Below are 16,361 nucleotides of genomic sequence, written 5' to 3' on the forward strand. Positions count from 1 at the left end.
CCGTGACCGGATTGCGCGAACGAAAGAAGCAGGCCACCCGCGTCGCCCTGCGCGAAGCGGCCCTGCGGCTGGCGATCGAACGCGGACCGGCGAACGTCCGCGTCGACGACATCGCCGAGGCAGCGGGGGTTTCCCCGCGGACTTACAACAACTACTTCTCCAGCCGCGAGGACGCGATCGTCGCCGCGGTCACCGCGGACCGGGAAAGCCGGATCGCCGCCGCGGTCGCCGATCGCTCGCCGGACACCCCGCTGGCCGAAGCGATCATCGACACGATTGCGGAGCAGTACACCGATCCGGACGAGCAGAGTCGCGACGCACTGCTGATGATCACCACGAATCCCGGCCTGCGCACAGCATTCCTCGACACTCCGGCCGCACTGGAAGACCCGCTGCAGGAGGTGATCGCCGCCCGGGTCGGCGATCCGCAGACCGCGCGGGTGCTGGCCGCGTCGGTCGCGGCAGCGGTGCGAGTCGCGCTGGAGCAGTGGACGCGACCGGCGGGCAACGGGCTGGTCGTGGTGTCCGGTTCACTGCCGGAGCTGTTGCGGCGGATGCTCGAACCACTCGTTCCCGCCCTCGACGCCGCGGCGAGCTAGACCTCAGACGTCGATCTGCTCGAAGATGTGCGGATACGACACGACGTCGTCGGAGGACTCGGCCGCCAAACGCTGGAACTCCGGACTCCCGAACGCGGTGGCGAGCGCCTCGGTCGACTCCCAGACCGCGACGTTCATCAGCAACTCACTGCCCGCCGTTCCCCGGTGCATCCGCAGCGAGACGAATCCAGGCTGCGCCTTCATGAACTCGGCCTGCCTCCGGAAGGTGGCCAGGAACGCTTCGGTCTTCTCCGCGGGGACGACGAAGGTGTTAGCCAGGACGATCGGTCCGGTCTTCTCCTTGAACTGAGCGAACATCGGCGTGTTCGGGTCAAGACTCCGCAGCTGGGCCATTTCGGCACTTCCCTTGCTCTCGGGTGGATCTAGCAGTGCTAGGTACTAGATCGACGCTAGCACTGCTGCCGCTCGATTGTCTAGCACAGCTAGAACTAGCCCGAGCCGGTGAATTGCCACCGTGGTCGCGTTCAGCTTCGCCACTATCTTCACAAATTTGTGAAAGCTGTGTACCTTCTGAATCATTCAGAGGGGAAGGAGCGACAATGACCCGTCAGGCAGGACTCCCGCTCGAAAGGGGCGCGTGTCCGTTCGATCCGGTGCCGGCCCAGCGCACTCAGGCTCCGATCGAGCCGATGACGTATCCGGACGGCACCCAGGGCTGGCTCGTCACCGGGTACCAGGAGGTGCGGGCGGTCCTCTCGGACAAGCGGATGTCCGCACGGGTGGAACTGACGAAGGTTCCGCTCGACTTCGGCCCGCTGCCGCCGCCGAAACCGGCCGATCCGGGGGTGTTCAGCGGAATGGACGACCCGGACCACCACCGCTACCGCAAGCTGCTGACCGGGGCGTTCACCGTGCACCGGATGCGCACGCTGGAGGACCGCGTCGCCGAGATCGTCGAGCATCACCTCGACGCGATGGCCGCGGCAGGCGGTCCGGTCGACCTGGTGGAAGCGTTCGCGCGGCCGGTGCCGTCCCTGGTGATCTGCGAACTGCTCGGCGCTCCCTACGAGCGGCGCGCGGAGTTCGACGGCTACACCACCACCATGTTCTCCAAGGACGTCCCGATCGCCGAGCGGATCGACGCCACCCAGGGCGTCGTCGCGTTCATCGCCGGGCAGATCAAGGAAAAGCGGGCGGACCCGGGCGACGATCTGCTGTCCGATCTGGTCCGCGGCGGCGAATTGACCGACGAGGAACTCGCCAACATCGGCATGATGCTGCTGGTCGCCGGCTTCGAGACGACCCGCAACATGATCGCGCTCGGCACGCTGGCGCTGCTGGAGAACCCGGAGCAGCTGGCGAAGTTCAAGGCCGATCCGGACCTCACGGCGGGCGCGGTCGAGGAATTGATGCGCTACCTCAGCGTGATCCACATCGGCCCGATCCGCACCGCGCTGGAGGACGTCGAACTCGGCGGCGTGACGATCAAGGCGGGTGATCCGCTCGTGCTGTCGCTGCCGGTCGCCAACCGGGATCCGGAGAAGTTCCCGAACCCGGACGAGCTGGACGTCACGCGCAAGGCGACCGGGCAGCTCGGTTTCGGCCACGGCGTGCACCAATGCCTCGGGCAGCAGCTGGCGAGGGTGGAGATGCGGATCGCGCTGTTCCGGCTGTTCGCTCGGTTCCCGGACCTGCGGCTCGCGGTGCCGTTCGCCGAGGTGGAGCTGCCGCACGACGCGTCGATCTACGGTCCGGTGCGGCTGCCGGTGACCTGGTAGCGGGGGTAGCCTGACAGTGGCGGATCGAACATCGGAATCGAGGTTTTCCGCGCTGTGCATGCGATCGCGTTGATTGGTGCCTTGACGTTCGTCTGGTTCGGGATGGTGCTCGCCATCTCGTTCCTGGAGGCCCCGCTGAAGTTCCGCGCGCCGGGGGTCACCATCCCGATCGGTCTCGGCATCGGCAGGCTGGTGTTCCGGGCCTTGAATCTCGCCGAGATTCTGCTGGCGGTGGGGATAGCGGTCACCGTGGTGGCCGGGCAGCCGAGCACCGCGGTGACGGTGCTGGCGGCGGTGGCGATAGTGGTGCTGATCGTGCAGCTAGGAGCGGTCCGTCCGGCGTTAAACCGGCGGACGGACCGCGTCCTCGCGGCTCCGGAGGGGGTGGAGCTGCCTCGCTCCCGGGCGCATTTCGTCTATATCGCAACGGAAACTGTGAAAGTGCTCGTGCTGCTGGCGCTCGGGATCCTGACCTTGGCGGGTTAGCGGCTCACGCGAACCCTTCCAGCTCCGCGATGCGGCGGAACACTTCCCGGGTGTCCACGCGCTCCATCTCCGGGTCGAGTTCGTAGTACACCGCGAGCACGTTCTGCGCGAGACGGCCTCGTTCGTCCAGGTCGGCGAACCGGCCGAGCGAGATGTCGCGCATCGCCTCCTCCGAGGTCATTCCCCGGCGGTGCCGGTCGGCGGCCTCGGCCTGCACCCACTGCAGGTAGTCGAGGACCGAACGGATGCCGTCAGCATCGGTGACCGGGCCGTGGCCGGGGACGACGAACTCGGCGTCCATCGCGAGCATCGCGTCGCAGGCGGCGATCCAGTTCGAGACCGGGCCCGCCCAGGTGATCGGGGTGCCGCCGATGAACAGCAGGTCCCCGGCGTACAGCACGCCCTCGTCGGGGACCAAGACGACGCTGTCGCCCTCGGTGTGCGCGGGGCCGAGGCAGCGAATTTCCACTGCGACGCCGCCGATGTCGAGCTTCACCTGCTCGGCGAACGTCCGCGTCGCCGGGGTCGCGGTAATGGAATCGAAGTCGAACGGGTGGAGGATGTGCTGGGCGAAGCGGCCCAGCGGGCCTTCCTGGTGCACCAGGCCGCGCATGAGCTCAGGGCCGTTGGTGCGCATCTCTTCCGCGGTGGCTTCGGACGCGATGATGGAAGCGTCGGCGACCAGTTCGTTGCCGAACCAGTGGTCCCCGTTGGCGTGCGTGTTCACGACTGTCTTGATAGGACTGTCTACTGTGGTTTCTTTGAGACCGTTCAGCATTTCCTGGGTCATCGGCACATCGAAGAGCGTGTCGACGAGGAGGGATTCTCCCTTCCCGGCGATCAGCCCGGCGTTGCTCCAGCCCCAGGTTCCGTCGGGGACCAACCAGGCCGAGCAGTGCTCGGTAAGCCGGTGATGTCCTTTGGTGTACGGAACATCCTTGGGCGTGCGCGACATCCTTACCTCCTGGGAACGTGCACCTCGGGTGCACCCTGATACGAAGCCAATCCCGCGCCTTCCGGCGCGACCTGTCGTTGCCCGACGAGATTGCGCAGCACCCCGACGCCAGAGGCGGCGAGCTCCACCACGTCACCCGGCTGGATCCAGCGGTCCAGCTCCAGCCCGCATCCGCCGCCGACCGTGCCGAGGCCGAAAAACTCCCCCGGGTAAACGGTTTCGTCCAGCGACGCCCACGCGAGCACCTCGGCGAACGAGAACTTCCGGTCCTTTGTAGACCCGGACGCCCAGACCTCGCCGTTGACCGTCGCCGTCATCTGCACTGCCCATTCGTCGACCTCGTCCATGGTGAGCACGCACGGTCCCATCGCTGAGCAGAAGCTTTTTCCTTTGCCCGGACCGATAGTCATGCTCATCTCGAACATCTGGATGTCCCGGGCGCTGACGTCGTTGAAAATCGTGACCCCGGCGATGCGTCCGGCGGCCTCGGCCGGGGTGAGGTTTTTGCCGCCGCCGGAGGTGAAGAAGCCGAGCTCGAGCTCGAAGTCGAGTTGCGCGGTGTAAGACGGCCACAGCAACGGCTCTTCCGGCCCGACGACCGTCTCGACGTTGCCCTGGTAGCAGATCGGCATCGCCGCGAAAGCAGGTGGAACGGCGAGCCCGGAGCCTTGAGCGTGCTGGGTGTAGGTGAGGTAATCGCGGATCCGGCGCGGCCTCGGCACGGGCGCGAGCAGCCGCACTTCCTCTCGCGAAAGCACCGCCGGATGGCCTTCGTCGACCAGGACTTCACCTTTCTCGGCCGCGGCGTCCGCGAGCAGAAGCGCCTGCTCAGCTCTGCCGCGCGCTTCCGCACCACCCTCGAAGAAGGCGACCATCTCGGCCGGGACATCGAGCCCGGTCTTCGCCGCCCGCAACACCCGCGCCGGGTCCACCACAGCGTCACCGTGCAGCACGCCGAGCCGGGCCGTCCCCGCCGAGTCGTACGTGACCAGCCGCATCGCCGCCTCCTTGAACTGGAGTATAAGTTTGGACTTGCGTCCAATCACCGTAGGACGCCCCGGAAGCGGCGTCAAGGTCGGCGTTCAGCGGGCGCCGGGAGGAAATGATGGTTGACTGCGAGGCATGACGGCAGAAGCGACGACCGACCGGCGGACCAGGCAGCGGCACGAACGCCGGGACCGGCTGTTCCAGGCGGCCGTGGAGCTGTTCGTGGAACGCGGCTACGACAACACCACGATGGAGGACATCGCCGAGCGTGCCGACACCGCGCGCGCCACCGTCTTCAACCACTTCCAGCGCAAGACGGCGTTCCTGGACGAGTGGAGCCTGCGTCGGCGGGAACGCGCGATGACCGCGGTGCGCGCCGAAAACCTCGAGGACCGGCCACTGCGCGAGGTGCTCAGCCGGTACCTGATCGAACTGGCGCGCACCAGCCTCGACTCCCGGGCGGAAACCGTCGCCTGCATGGGCGCGGCGATCCACTCCACCAACGTGTTCGGCAACCCGGAACTGGCGCGCGAGTTCGCCGCGTTCGTCGCCCGGGCACGGGAGACCGGGGAGATCCGCGCGGACATCGATCCGGCGCAGGCGGGATTGCTTCTGGCCACGGGGTATTTCGGGACGCTCAGCTCGTGGATCGAGAGCGAGGACGCGCCGTTCGATCTGCAGGAGCGTTTGCTGAACCTGGTGGAAATGATCTTGCGCGGGATCGCGGTGCGGTAGCCGCCGCCGTCAGGTCGCGGGGAGCAGCAGCATTGAGCCGTCTTCCCAGTACAGGCTCGCCGGGGACGGGCTCCACTGTGGACGGTCGAGGCCCCGGCCCGCCCACACGACGGCCGGGTTCTTGTTCGGGCCAGCGAATTCGGCGATCGCGAGCTGGGTCTTTCCCCGGACGACGGCTATGTCGCCGGAGTGCTGTTTCAGCGCTTCCGCGACACGGTAGGCCTGGCCGGTCGCCGGACCGCTCGGGATCGCGGCGTGTCGTTTCGGGCCCTGCCGCCGGAAAAGCCGGGTCAAGCTCCAGACCGCGACAAAGGGCCAGGTAATGGTGGAGAACACGTCGACGAGGAACTCCCCGATCTCCGCCAGGCAGCCGCCCGGGCCGGTTTCCCGCGCGGCACCGCGTTCCCGTTTCCCGCGCCGGTCCCGCCGGGAACCGACGGTGACCCGGCCCATCCCGAAGACCTGCACCGGCTCCCGCCAGGCCGCTTCGAAGTACTGCTTGGCTTGAGTGATCAGGTGTTCGTCCATCAGCCCACCCAGGAGACGGTGTCGAAGATGTCGAGCGCCAGCACGGTGACGTGCTCCCAGTCCTGCCAGTTGTTCGAGCACACGGCCACCATCGCGATCGACGTGCCTCTCGGGTCGGGTATCCACGCGGCGATCTGACGTTGCAAGACAGGCACTTCGACATCGTCGGTTTCGTTGTGCAGAATCGTTTTCTCTTCCTGCACAGTGATGACTGTTTTCCCGGCGGGAAGGTCGAGCAGCCGGGTCGATCGGCCCTCGACGGACGCGTGTACATCCAGGAGGCCTTCGAGGGCGACGTCGACCGAATCGTGTTCAGAGGGAAGGCAGGAGCTGGCCAGGACGGGCATGATCGGCCGGTCGGCGGCGTCGGGCGAACGATAGAGCGCGATCGCCGCGTAGCCGATTCCTTGCGAGCCCATGGTTTCGCCGTAGAAGGCATAGGTATTGGCGAGCATGGCCGCGTTGGGGTCGTCTTCGGTCAGACCGAAGGCACTGGCGACCCGGCCGTCGAGATCGTGCTTCTCCACCCCGTCGACGTCGATGTCGGCTACCGGGAGTGTCACGAAGCCGTCCGGAACGCTGAAGGTGAACTCGCGGGTCATCCGGTCACCGACCGTTGACGACGCGATCGAAGATCTGGCCCGGCGACTGTGGCGGCCGCCCGCTCACCGTGTCCCGGACGAAATCCTTGGCGGAGTCTTCCGCCCGTTCCAGGTAGGGTTCGGCGACCCACTTGGCGCCCATACCGGACCCCTTCGTCACCGCGCCCCATGCCGCCGCGCCGGCCGCACCGGCGCTGTGCTCCATCTTGAGGATCGGGCCGCCGATCCATTTGTCGAACTTCGTCCCCCAGCCAAGGGCCGTCTGGATGAGGGCTTCGTCGTGCAGAACGTCGCGAGCGGCTCCCGCGCCCTTGGCGATCGCTTGCCCCACTCCTTTGGCTTCCTTGGCCGCGCTGGTCACGCCCTTGAGGATCTTGGGACCGACCTTCGCCGCGCCGATCGCACCCTTTGCCACGCCGCCGCCGGGAATCATGCCGACCGCGTCGAACGCGATGCTGGACCAGCCGACGTTCGCCCCGGCCGCCTTGGCCAGCCCGTGCGTCGCCATCGCGCCGGCGCTGAACCCGATCGCCGCGGCCGCGACCACCTCGCCGACGATCGGAATGGCCGCGGTGAACGGCGCGATGGTGCTGAGGACGGTCCCGATGGTCGAGAGGACGTCGCCGATTTTCGCGATGACGTCCGCGTGGTCCTTGACCCAGTTCCAGACCTTCCCCGCGAGATTCTTGACGCCGTCGGCGATCTTGCCGATGGCGTCGCCGATCTCGTCGAGGAGGCCGGGCTCTTCCGGGGCCTGGTCCTTGGCTTTGCGCAGCGCCGCGGCGACCTGGCCAGCCAGGTCCTCATGCTGCGAGCGCAACAGCTTGGCGTCCTCCCGGATCTCGTCCAGCCCCCGCTGCGCCTGCTCAAGCTTCTGCTGGGCAAGCCCCAGCGTCTCCTGTGCTCGCTGGAGCTGCGCCGGGTCGGTGAACGTCTGCCCAGCCAGCCCGAAATCCGGATTCGACCGCGCCGTCTCGACGCGCGTCCGAGCGGCTTCGGCCCGCCGCTCCAGATCGGCGGCCTGAGCCTGCATGGTGCGCAGGTCGTCCGCCCAGCCGGTCAACGTGCCCGACGCACCTGTCAGCGACCGGTGCGCCTTGTCCAGGTAGCCCGGAACCTCCCCGACGGTTTTCTGGAAAGCCTGGGCACCGTCGCCTTCCCAAAAGCTGTCCGACTTCCCGACCTTGGCCAAATCCTCGTACGCGCGGCCCATCTCGGCCCCGACCTTGCTCAAGGCGGCGGCGACGTCGGAGACGGTGGCGACCACGCCGGGCGCGGGGTCGAATCCCAGCGCCGGATACTCCCCCGTGCGCGCGGCGCGGTCCCGGTTCACGCTTTCCGCCCGTCCAGCCGGTCGTTGATGGCTGAACGCCGCGCAGGCGGCGGCTCGCCCTGTTCTTCGGCTTTTCCGAGTGTTTCGGCGACCTTCCGCTCCATGTCCGCGTAAACCTGTTTCGCTTTCGACAGGCCTTCGGCGACAGTGCCGGAGAACTCGGCGATCTTGCCGATGCCGTACTCCCACCGGTCCTGGAACTCTCTGCCCGCGGTGTCGATCTCACGGCTTCCCAGGTCCGTGGCGGAGGAGTTCCTGAGCGCGTTGTTCGCGTTCGTCATGCGCTCTCTGGCCTGCTGCAGCGTCGTGATGAGCGTGCCCATCTGCTCCAGATTCACCCGGTACCCGCGACTCGACATCTACGCCTCCCCACGTTGGCGTCGAACCGGCGAGACATCACTTTAACGAGGCAGCGCGCAGTTGTCAGCCACCCAATGCGTTGAATGCGTGTAATCGAGTGCAGACAGATAGGCCAGCAATGAGTCCATTGCGGACAAATAAGAGAGAACGCGTTCAGAAATCAGATTAATAACTGCCGTTTATTGCCGGAAAATCAGCAAGACCGCCTATTAACTCCGAATTCCGGCGATCCCGGACAGCAACTCACCCATTTCGACCACTACCCGCGGTTGGCCACCAGCCAACGGAACCGCGGTGATCCGTCCGCCGAGGTCGGAGACGTAGGCGACGTCGTCGTCCACCGCCAATCCGATCGCCTCGGTGAAGCCGCTCGCCAGGATTTCCGGCTCAGTGCCCTTCTCGCCCGGGCCGGGGATCGGCGCGCGGTTGAGCGTGTTGCCCTTCGGCGCCGCGCCGCGGTCGGTCCAGTACAGGTACCCGTCGTGGATTTCCAGGTCGATCGGCTCCGGCAGGTGCTCCCACAGGGTTTCGACGTCGGACCGGTCGCGGGCGGTCTCCCCCGGCGGAATCTCCAGTCCGGCACGGAAAATCCGGCCGACGCCGCCCTTGGCCGGGCCTTTTTGAGTCCAGTACAGCTGCGTGGCGTCCACCGTCACGCCGACGCATTCCTGCGTCCCGCTGTCGTCCGGTTCGTTCACGACCAAATCCGTGAGCCCGGTGCCGTCCGGGCGCACCCGGGTGATTCGGCAGCCTTCCCGGTCGCCCCAATACAGAAAACCGTGGTAAGCCAGCTGCTTCCCGGTGGTCAAAGTTCCATTCGGGACAATATCGCGCGCATTGGTTCCGTCCAAGGAAACCGCGTGCAGACCGCCATTGCGAGCCGAGTAGTCGAGGCCAGCCTCGCCCGGCACCGACGGGTCGCGCGAAGGCAGGCCCATAGTGGTCCAGTAAACAGTCCCGTCGGCGACGACCACGCCGTCCGGCGAGACACCAGCGTCTTTGTACAGCGGGGTAACCTGCCCGTCGGGAAGCCCGACGCGGTAAATCGTCCCGGTGCGAATGCCCAGCACCACTAGTTCGCTGAACATGTCACCTCCACTCTGGACGGTGCGATCCCCTCGGGATCAACGGATTCGTGTAATAGCCCGGAGTCTCCGACATCCGGATCTGCTCGGTGACGCCGCGATAGCGGCCGAGCGGGGTGTCCGCGGTGAACGTCTCGGGATCGAAGTATTCGTGCCCGGGAGCGACACCGGCGACCTCCGCCGCATAGCCCTTGTCGAAGATTCCCAGGCTCAGCAACCACAAGGCGACGCGAGTCAGCGAGACCTGTACGCGGTAAGAACCGCCCCATTCGGCGCGGAGCATGAGCGCGCGCAGGATTCCCAGCTGCAGGAACCACGACGTGATGTAGTCGTTCACCACGGGCACGCCGGGCAGCGAAGGGACTCCGCCCTCGCCTTCCAGCAACATGACCCCGGACAGGCACCCGGCCGTCTGGTCGAAGCCGACGCGGCCGGACCACGGGCCGGTATTACCGTTGAGCGTCACCTCGGCGTGGATGATCCCGGGCCGGACTTCGGCGGCGGTTTCCGCGTCAAGACCGTGTCGCGCAAGGTATCCCGGGCGACGGTTGGCGTAGAAGATGTCCGCACCGGCGAGCAGCTTGTGCATTCGCTCCTGGTCGGCCGCGCGACGGAAGTCGAGCTGGGTGGAGCGAACGCCCACATTGGACGTCGCGTACAGCACTGGCAGTTCGTATTCGCCCGGGTCCCAGACATTCAGCACGTCCGCGCCGTGCAGCGCCAGCGCACGACCGCAGCCAGCGCCCGCGATAATGTGCGCCCGGCCGAGTGCGCGGACTCCTTCGAGCGGCGTGGAAGGGTTGGGCGGCAACGGTTCCGGCGTGCTGTCGCCGATCCGCTCGACGATCACCGGAGGCATCGTCGACAGCACCGATTGGTACTGCTCGGTCGCCATCAGCTCTTCGGTCGTCCGCACCACCGGCATGATGACGCCAGCGGCTTCGGCGGCGTCCTCCAGTTCGAATGAGTTCCACTGCGCGATCGCTTGCTGCACCAACGCGTCCCGTTCAGGAACGCCGAGCAGCGCGGCGGCATCGTTGCGCAGCTTCGGATACGGGCTGATCGGGTGTACCCAGCGGCCGTCGGCGGTGGAGTAGAAGCGATCCGTGCCGAAGGCGGGGTCGACGCGCGCGGGATCGCCTTGCGGATAGCCGTCGAGCAGCTCCCATTTCCGGTCGTAGAACGGGCACAGCCGGTGCGGCGCGGTTCGCAGGTCCATCGAAATGTCCTGCCCGCGTCCACCACGCAGCTGCCAGATCTTCGCCACCGCGACGGATTTCGCCGCCAGTGCGATAGACGTCGCCCCGGCCAGGCGCAGCGCGCCCGGCAGAATCGGGTCGGCTCCGGTGAACTCGATCCGGCCGCCGGCGTCGGACTCCTGCAGGCCGACCGAGCCGAGCAAATCGGCTAGCGGCTGGTGCAGATCGTATTCGTCGGTGGTAGCTGGCTTCGCGAGCGCGGCTTCGAGTTGCTCGGTGAGGCTCATTCCTTCTCCAGCGCGTCCACCACCGCGCGAGTCCGGCGATCGCGTGCTTCGACTCGCTCGGCGTAGGTGTCCGCGGTGCCGTAGGTCTGCTCGACCTCGTCGATCACCGCGTCGAGGTGCTCCCGGTCCGGGCGGCCGATCTCGAACTTCATCTGCGAACCGACGTGGCTCACCAGGTGCCGGATCCCGTCCGGGCCGCCGCCGAGATGCATGCTCTCGAACGGCCCGATGGTCGCCCAGCGCGGCCCGAGCGACGCTTTGACCAGCTCGTCCAGGTCCGCCGCGGACACGACGCCCTGCTGCACGAGGTACATCGCCTGGTCGTTGAAGACCTTCTGCAACCGGTTCCCGACGAAGCCGGGTACTTCCTTTTTCAGCGTGATCGGCTTCTTGCCCAGCCCGCGGTAGACCTCGACGGCCTTCGCCACGGTCTCCTCCGAGGTCGAACCGCCGGGCACCACCTCGACCAGCGGCATCAGCTCGGGCGGGTTGAACGGGTGCCCGATCACGATCCGCGAGGCCGCCGCGTTGCCCTCGGCGATCACCGAGGGCAACAGCGACGACGAGGACGAAGCCAGCACTACGTCGTCGCGCGTGGCGGCGGCGAGCGTCGCGAACATTTCCCGCTTCAGCTCGATCCGCTCCGGGCCCGACTCCTGGACGAAGTCGGCTCCTTCGGCGGCTTCCGCGAGGTCCGCGACCGCCGTGGCGGGCAGCCCGGCGAGGTCCCGGGCGACGATGTCCCCCAGGTCCGGACGCGGATCGCTGACCCGCACCGTCCAGCCCGCCTCGGCGAACAGCCGAGCCCACGACACTCCGATGACCCCTGCGCCGACGATCGCGACGACCGGCATGGCGCGCTCCTTTCTCAGGCGGTGACCGCGTCCGCGTTGTTGAGCAGCGCGCTCGGCGGCGTCAGCAACGCGTCCGACGCTAGCGCGCGGCGACGGGCCGCGCTCACTCCGCCGTAACTCTCCGTAATTGCGATGAGGCGCGCCGCGTGGTGCGCGACCTCCGATTCGTAAGTCATTCCGATGCCGCCGTGCAGCTGGACGATCTCTTCGGCGGTCGCGGTCGCCGCGTCGCACACGAACACGAACGCGTCGTCAGCCGTGGCATCGAGGTCCACAGTGGACGCACCGTTGTCGTACGCCTCGACCGTCGCGGTGGCCCACAGCGCGAGCGAACGGGCCAGCTCGACCTTCGCGTACAGGTCGGCGGCACGGTGCACGAGCGCCTGGAACGCCGCCAGCGGAACGCCGAACTGCTTGCGGGTCTTGAGGTATTCGACGGTCATGGCGAGCCCGGTCTCCATCAGACCGATCGCCTCGCCGGTCACCGCGACTCGCGCCCGCGAGAACGCGCGACGCAACGCGGCCGAGACGTCAGCGTCCGAGGCGCCGAGCAGAACCGCCGGCGTACCAGCGAATTCGACCTGCGACGTGTGTCCCCAGTCCGCGGCCCGGCCGTCGACGCGAGTGATGCCGTCCGCGGTGGCTTCGACCAGGTACACCCCGGTGCGGCCGTTCTCGTCGACCGCGGTGACCAGGAACTTGTCGGCCTGGTCGGCGTTGCGCACCGGCGACTTGACCCCGGTCAGCGCGGAACCTGCCGCCGACACCGACGGCGCGACGCCCCACGGACGTCCCGGTTCGGCGTGCGCGACCGCGATGGTCGTGCCGCCACTGGCCAGCAGCGGCAGCAGTTCCTTGACCTGGTCGTCCGTGCCCAGCTCGGCGATGATCCACGACGGCAGGAACACGCCGTCGAGCAGCGGTTCGGCCGCCGCGTGCTTGCCCATCGCTTCCAGCGTCGCGTACACCTCGACCGGGCCCGCGCCCGCGCCGTCGTGGTCCGCGGAGATCGGGAGACCGGCGAGACCGAGCTCGCCGAGAGTGCTCCAGACCTGGTCGTTCCAGCCGAGTTCGCTGCTCGTGGCGGCCGCGCGGCCACCAGCCGGGTAGCCGCGGCCGACTGCCGTGTCCACGGTCTCGAACAGCAGCTTCTGGTCTTCGTTGAATTCGAGGTTCATGAGTCGCCGTCCCTTACAGACCGAGGATCGTCTTCGCGATGACGCCGCGCTGGATTTCGTTGGAGCCGCCGAAGATCGACAGCTTCCGCTGGTTCAGGTACTGCGCCGCGGCCACCACCGCGGCCTCGTCGGCCCGCACCGGGGATTCGGTGTCCAGCAGCATGCCGTCGGAACCGGCCGCGCGCATGCGCAGCTTCGTGAGCGCCTGCAGGGCTTGCGTGCCCTCCATCTTGAGCAGCGACGACACCGGGCTCGGCTGTCCGTTTTCCGAAGCGGCGGTGACCCGCATCTGGGTCGCCTCCAGCGCGAGCAGCGTGGTCTTCGCGGTGTGCATGGCCGCGCGGAACTCGTGGTCGTCCGCGAGCCGGCCGTCCTCAGTGGGCAGTTCGGCGGCCGCGGCGGCGAGGTCGGCGAAGATCCGCTGTCCGGTGCCGACCTGGGCGATGCCGTTGCGCTCGTTGCCGAGCAGGAACTTCGCGTACGTCCAGCCCTTGTTCTCTTCGCCGACCAGGTTCTCCGCCGGGATGATCACGTTGTCGAAGAAGAACTCGTTGACCTCGGCGGATCCGTCGACCAGCTTGATCGGACGGCGCTCGATGCCCGGCGTGTTCAGGTCGAGCAGCAGGAAGGACAAGCCCTGCTGCTTGCGCGGCGCGTCCGGGTTGGTGCGCGCGAGCACGAACATCCAGTCGCCGTACTGGCCGAGCGTGGTCCAGGTCTTCTGTCCATTGAGGACGTAGTGGTCGCCGTCGCGCTTCGCGGTGGTGCGCAGCCCGGCGAGGTCCGAACCGGCCTCCGGCTCGGAGAAGCCCTGCGACCACCAGATGTCGAGATTCGCGGTGGCGGGAAGGAACTTCTTCTTCTGTTCCTCGCTGCCGAACTCGGCGATGATCGGGCCGACCATGCTCGCGTTGAAGGCGAGCGGCTGCGGCACCGCGTTGCGCTGCAGTTCGGAGGCGTAGATGTGGGACTGGGTCGGAGTCCAATCGCGACCGCCCCATTCCACCGGCCAGTGCGGCACGGCGAGACCGTGCTCGTTCAGGATCCGCTGGCTCGTGACGATGTCATCGCGCGTGATCAGGCCGAGCGCGCTGCGCTTGCGGATTTCCTCGGGAATCGCGCCGAGGAACACCTCCCGCAGTTCGTCCCGGAACGCGAGGTCCTCTTTAGACAGTTCGAGATCCATCGATCAAACCCCTTCAGTGGTGCGTACGGCTCCGACGACTTCAGCGGTGCTCGCGCCAGCGCGTTCGGCGTGCCTGCGGAACCCGGCCGGGGTCCGCGAGAAATGCAGCGGGTTCTCCACGACGCGGATAGTGCCCTCGGTCGGGTGTTCCCGCTCGGTGATCAACCCGACTTCCTGAACGTACGGGTCGGTCGGCAGGTCGGCGATGTCGACGACGACCGCGTACGGAACGTCGTGGGCGGTCAGGTACTCCTCCCACTCCGCGGTGGTGCGGTTGGCCGAGTTGGCCAGCACCTTCTCCACCCCCGCGGTGAAAACCTCCCGGTCGATCACCGGGGAGTCCCAGGCCGGATCGGCCGCGGCGTCTTCGAGGCCGGCACCGATCAGCAGCGTTCGCACGGCGTCGTTGGTGTAGGGCACCGCGGCGATCGCGCCGCCGTCGGCCGTGCGCATGGCCGCGTGCGTGTCGCTGAGCGAAAGCGGGTTGCCGACGTCGCCGGCGGCCGGGACGAAAACGTCGCCAGCCAGGTGCTCGACCAGGTTGACCGCGATCATCGCGTCGGCCATCGCGAGTTCGACCTGCTGGCCCTTGCCGGTGCGCTGCTGGTCGAAAAGCGCGGCGAGCACGCCGTTGAGCAGGAACAGCGCAGCGGTCTTGTCGGCGATGAAGGTCGGGACGAACTGCAGCGTGCCGCCCGCCCGGTCCTGCAGGCTGACCAGGCCGGACGTGGCCTGGATGACCTCGTCGTAGGCGGGCCGGTTGGCGCGCGACGAGCCGGGCGCGAAACCCTGCGCGTGGGCGTAGACCAGGCGCGGGAAGCGTTCGCGCAGCTGCTCGTAGCCGAGGCCGAGCCGGTCGAGGGCGGCGGCGCGCATGTTGGTGACGAGGACGTCGGCGTCGGCGAGCAGGGCGAAGAGGTCTTCGCGGCCGGCCGGGTCCTTGAGGTCGAGTTCGATACTGCGTTTGTTCTGGTTGACCTGCATGTACAGCGGGGCCATCCCGGGCGTGCGGCCGGTGTTGGCCGGCGAGTGCCGGGCGACGTCGCGCAGCGGTTCGACCCGGATCACGTCGGCGCCGAAGTCGCCGAGGATCTGCGTGGCGTACGGGCCCATCACCGCGGACGACAGGTCGAGCACCTTCACTCCAGTGAGCGGTCCGGTGGCTTCGTCAGGCATCTTCGCGGTCCTCCCGTTGACGATCTTGGCTTCACCATTGACGCTAAGCGCCTGCTCACCAGAAGGGAATGACCGAGTGCATCAGATCGGTATGACCACGGTGATAACACCGTGGGTACGCTGCTCAGCGTGGAGATACACCACCTGCGGTACTTCCTCGCGGTCGCGCGCGAGCTGAACTTCACCCGCGCCGCGCGGTCGCTGAACATGTCGGTGCCGCCGCTCAGCCAGCGCATTCGCGACCTCGAACGCGAGCTGGGCGAGCCGCTGTTCGACCGCTCCACTCACCACACCCGCCTGTCCGAGGCGGGCGAAGCGCTGCTGCCACTCGCCGAGTCGGTCGTTTCGGGTTTCGACGCCATTCCGGACCGGATGCGCACCCGCGACCAGCGCGCCGACGTCCGCCTCGCCATCCCCGACGTGCTCAACCCCGCGCACCGCCGCCAGCTCAGCGAATCGATCCGGGCGCTGGACGGCGCCTATCGATTCACCCTGAGGCAGATGCCGTCGCTCGGAATGGAATCGGCACTGCTCAGCAACTCGATCGACCTCGCCGTGTCGCATCTGGGCACTTCCGACGACCGGCTGTCCACCATCGTCCTTTACCGCGAGCCGCTCGGTGCCGTGGTGGACGCGTCGCGGTTTCCCGGCCGGACCTCACTCACCCTCGCTGACCTGCGCGGATTCCAGTACCTGCAGGGTCCGCGGCACTGGGACCTCGGCTCCCGGCGGGCCGAGCAGCTCGCCGCCCGCGGGGTGCTGGTCGATCCGGAAGCGCAGTTCTCGGACGTGAGCGGGCTGTTGATCTTCTTGCGCAGCACCAAAAGCTTCACCCTCGCCCCGGTCGAATCCGCGACCGCGCTGGCGCTGGACCCGAGTGAATGCGCGGTCCTGCCGATCGACGATCTCGTCGCCACCCTGACCACGTTCCTGATCCGGCGCACCGCCGACACCCGGCTGGATCCGGTGGTCGAGGTGCTGCGGCACGCCCGCGTACCCGACTGACCTCGGCTGACGCCGCACCCGGGGACCACCCGGTCGTGACGTCTTTACATTTCATCCGCACTTGTCA

At 67.6% G+C, this 16,361-nt stretch carries 18 protein-coding genes; 5 read left to right on the top strand and 13 right to left on the bottom strand.

Annotation, left to right across the window (positions count from 1 at the left end):
* Positions 1-2 precede the first annotated feature (2 nt).
* Positions 3-599 carry a TetR/AcrR family transcriptional regulator gene (locus ACZ63D_RS37700; protein WP_465359104.1) on the top strand — a complete coding sequence of 199 codons (597 nt, stop codon included), beginning with the start codon at positions 3-5 and terminating at the stop codon, positions 597-599.
* Between the two features lie 3 nt (positions 600-602).
* On the opposite strand, the gene ACZ63D_RS37705 is transcribed toward ACZ63D_RS37700, so the two are convergent.
* A complete protein-coding gene (locus ACZ63D_RS37705) occupies positions 603-953 on the bottom strand; it encodes an antibiotic biosynthesis monooxygenase family protein (protein WP_465359105.1) in 351 nt (116 codons plus the stop codon).
* Between the two features lie 206 nt (positions 954-1,159).
* Between ACZ63D_RS37705 and ACZ63D_RS37710 the strand changes: the two genes are divergently transcribed.
* Entirely contained in the window at positions 1,160-2,338 is a 1,179-nt protein-coding gene (locus ACZ63D_RS37710; RefSeq protein WP_465359106.1) for a cytochrome P450, read from the top strand.
* Positions 2,339-2,440: 102 nt separating this feature from the next.
* Positions 2,441-2,824 (top strand): hypothetical protein, encoded by a 384-nt coding sequence (locus ACZ63D_RS37715; RefSeq protein WP_465359209.1) that lies wholly within the window; start codon positions 2,441-2,443, stop codon positions 2,822-2,824.
* 4 nt (positions 2,825-2,828) lie between these two features.
* Here the strand turns inward: ACZ63D_RS37715 and ACZ63D_RS37720 are convergent, their stop codons facing one another.
* Both ACZ63D_RS37720 and ACZ63D_RS37725 read right to left on the bottom strand, forming a co-directional pair.
* On the bottom strand, positions 2,829-3,779 hold the full coding sequence (locus ACZ63D_RS37720; protein WP_465359107.1) for an MBL fold metallo-hydrolase: 951 nt from the start codon (positions 3,777-3,779) through the stop codon (positions 2,829-2,831).
* A gap of 2 nt (positions 3,780-3,781) precedes the next feature.
* A complete protein-coding gene (locus ACZ63D_RS37725) occupies positions 3,782-4,777 on the bottom strand; it encodes a fumarylacetoacetate hydrolase family protein (protein ID WP_465359108.1) in 996 nt (331 codons plus the stop codon).
* Positions 4,778-4,901: 124 nt separating this feature from the next.
* Here ACZ63D_RS37725 and ACZ63D_RS37730 point away from each other — a divergent pair, with 124 nt between their 5' ends.
* Positions 4,902-5,501, top strand: coding sequence for a TetR/AcrR family transcriptional regulator (locus tag ACZ63D_RS37730; protein ID WP_465359109.1), 600 nt, complete (start codon positions 4,902-4,904; stop codon positions 5,499-5,501).
* Positions 5,502-5,510: 9 nt separating this feature from the next.
* Here the strand turns inward: ACZ63D_RS37730 and ACZ63D_RS37735 are convergent, their stop codons facing one another.
* The 10 genes from ACZ63D_RS37735 to ACZ63D_RS37780 all read right to left on the bottom strand — a co-directional run bounded on the left by ACZ63D_RS37735 (position 5,511) and on the right by ACZ63D_RS37780 (position 15,289).
* A complete protein-coding gene (locus tag ACZ63D_RS37735) occupies positions 5,511-6,029 on the bottom strand; it encodes a hypothetical protein (RefSeq protein ID WP_465359110.1) in 519 nt (172 codons plus the stop codon).
* Positions 6,029-6,631, bottom strand: a complete 603-nt coding sequence (locus tag ACZ63D_RS37740) for a hypothetical protein (RefSeq protein ID WP_465359111.1) — start codon at positions 6,629-6,631, stop codon at positions 6,029-6,031. Before ACZ63D_RS37740 ends, ACZ63D_RS37735 begins: the two co-directional genes overlap by 1 nt.
* A 4-nt stretch (positions 6,632-6,635) precedes the next feature.
* Positions 6,636-7,964 carry a putative T7SS-secreted protein gene (locus tag ACZ63D_RS37745; protein ID WP_465359112.1) on the bottom strand — a complete coding sequence of 443 codons (1,329 nt, stop codon included), beginning with the start codon at positions 7,962-7,964 and terminating at the stop codon, positions 6,636-6,638.
* Positions 7,961-8,323, bottom strand: coding sequence for a hypothetical protein (locus tag ACZ63D_RS37750; protein ID WP_465359113.1), 363 nt, complete (start codon positions 8,321-8,323; stop codon positions 7,961-7,963). Before ACZ63D_RS37750 ends, ACZ63D_RS37745 begins: the two co-directional genes overlap by 4 nt.
* Before the next feature lie 210 nt (positions 8,324-8,533).
* A complete protein-coding gene (locus ACZ63D_RS37755; protein ID WP_465359114.1) occupies positions 8,534-9,412 on the bottom strand; it encodes an SMP-30/gluconolactonase/LRE family protein in 879 nt (292 codons plus the stop codon).
* A gap of 1 nt (position 9,413) precedes the next feature.
* Positions 9,414-10,895, bottom strand: coding sequence for a CoA transferase (locus tag ACZ63D_RS37760; protein WP_465359115.1), 1,482 nt, complete (start codon positions 10,893-10,895; stop codon positions 9,414-9,416).
* Complete coding sequence (locus ACZ63D_RS37765) at positions 10,892-11,749, bottom strand: 3-hydroxyacyl-CoA dehydrogenase NAD-binding domain-containing protein (RefSeq protein WP_465359116.1); 858 nt, start codon at positions 11,747-11,749, stop codon at positions 10,892-10,894. Before ACZ63D_RS37765 ends, ACZ63D_RS37760 begins: the two co-directional genes overlap by 4 nt.
* Positions 11,750-11,763: 14 nt before the next feature.
* The gene (locus ACZ63D_RS37770; protein WP_465359117.1) at positions 11,764-12,927 is read right to left on the bottom strand and encodes an acyl-CoA dehydrogenase family protein; all 1,164 of its coding nucleotides are present in this window, start codon (positions 12,925-12,927) and stop codon (positions 11,764-11,766) included.
* Positions 12,928-12,940: 13 nt separating this feature from the next.
* A complete protein-coding gene (locus tag ACZ63D_RS37775) occupies positions 12,941-14,113 on the bottom strand; it encodes an acyl-CoA dehydrogenase family protein (RefSeq protein ID WP_465359118.1) in 1,173 nt (390 codons plus the stop codon).
* Positions 14,114-14,116: 3 nt separating this feature from the next.
* Entirely contained in the window at positions 14,117-15,289 is a 1,173-nt protein-coding gene (locus ACZ63D_RS37780) for a CaiB/BaiF CoA transferase family protein (RefSeq protein ID WP_465359119.1), read from the bottom strand.
* 129 nt (positions 15,290-15,418) lie between these two features.
* On the opposite strand from ACZ63D_RS37780, the gene ACZ63D_RS37785 reads away from it, so the two are divergent.
* Entirely contained in the window at positions 15,419-16,294 is an 876-nt protein-coding gene (locus tag ACZ63D_RS37785) for a LysR family transcriptional regulator (RefSeq protein WP_465359120.1), read from the top strand.
* Positions 16,295-16,361: the final 67 nt, after the last annotated feature.

The sequence above is a fragment of the Amycolatopsis sp. NPDC104775 genome (assembly GCF_055583325.1).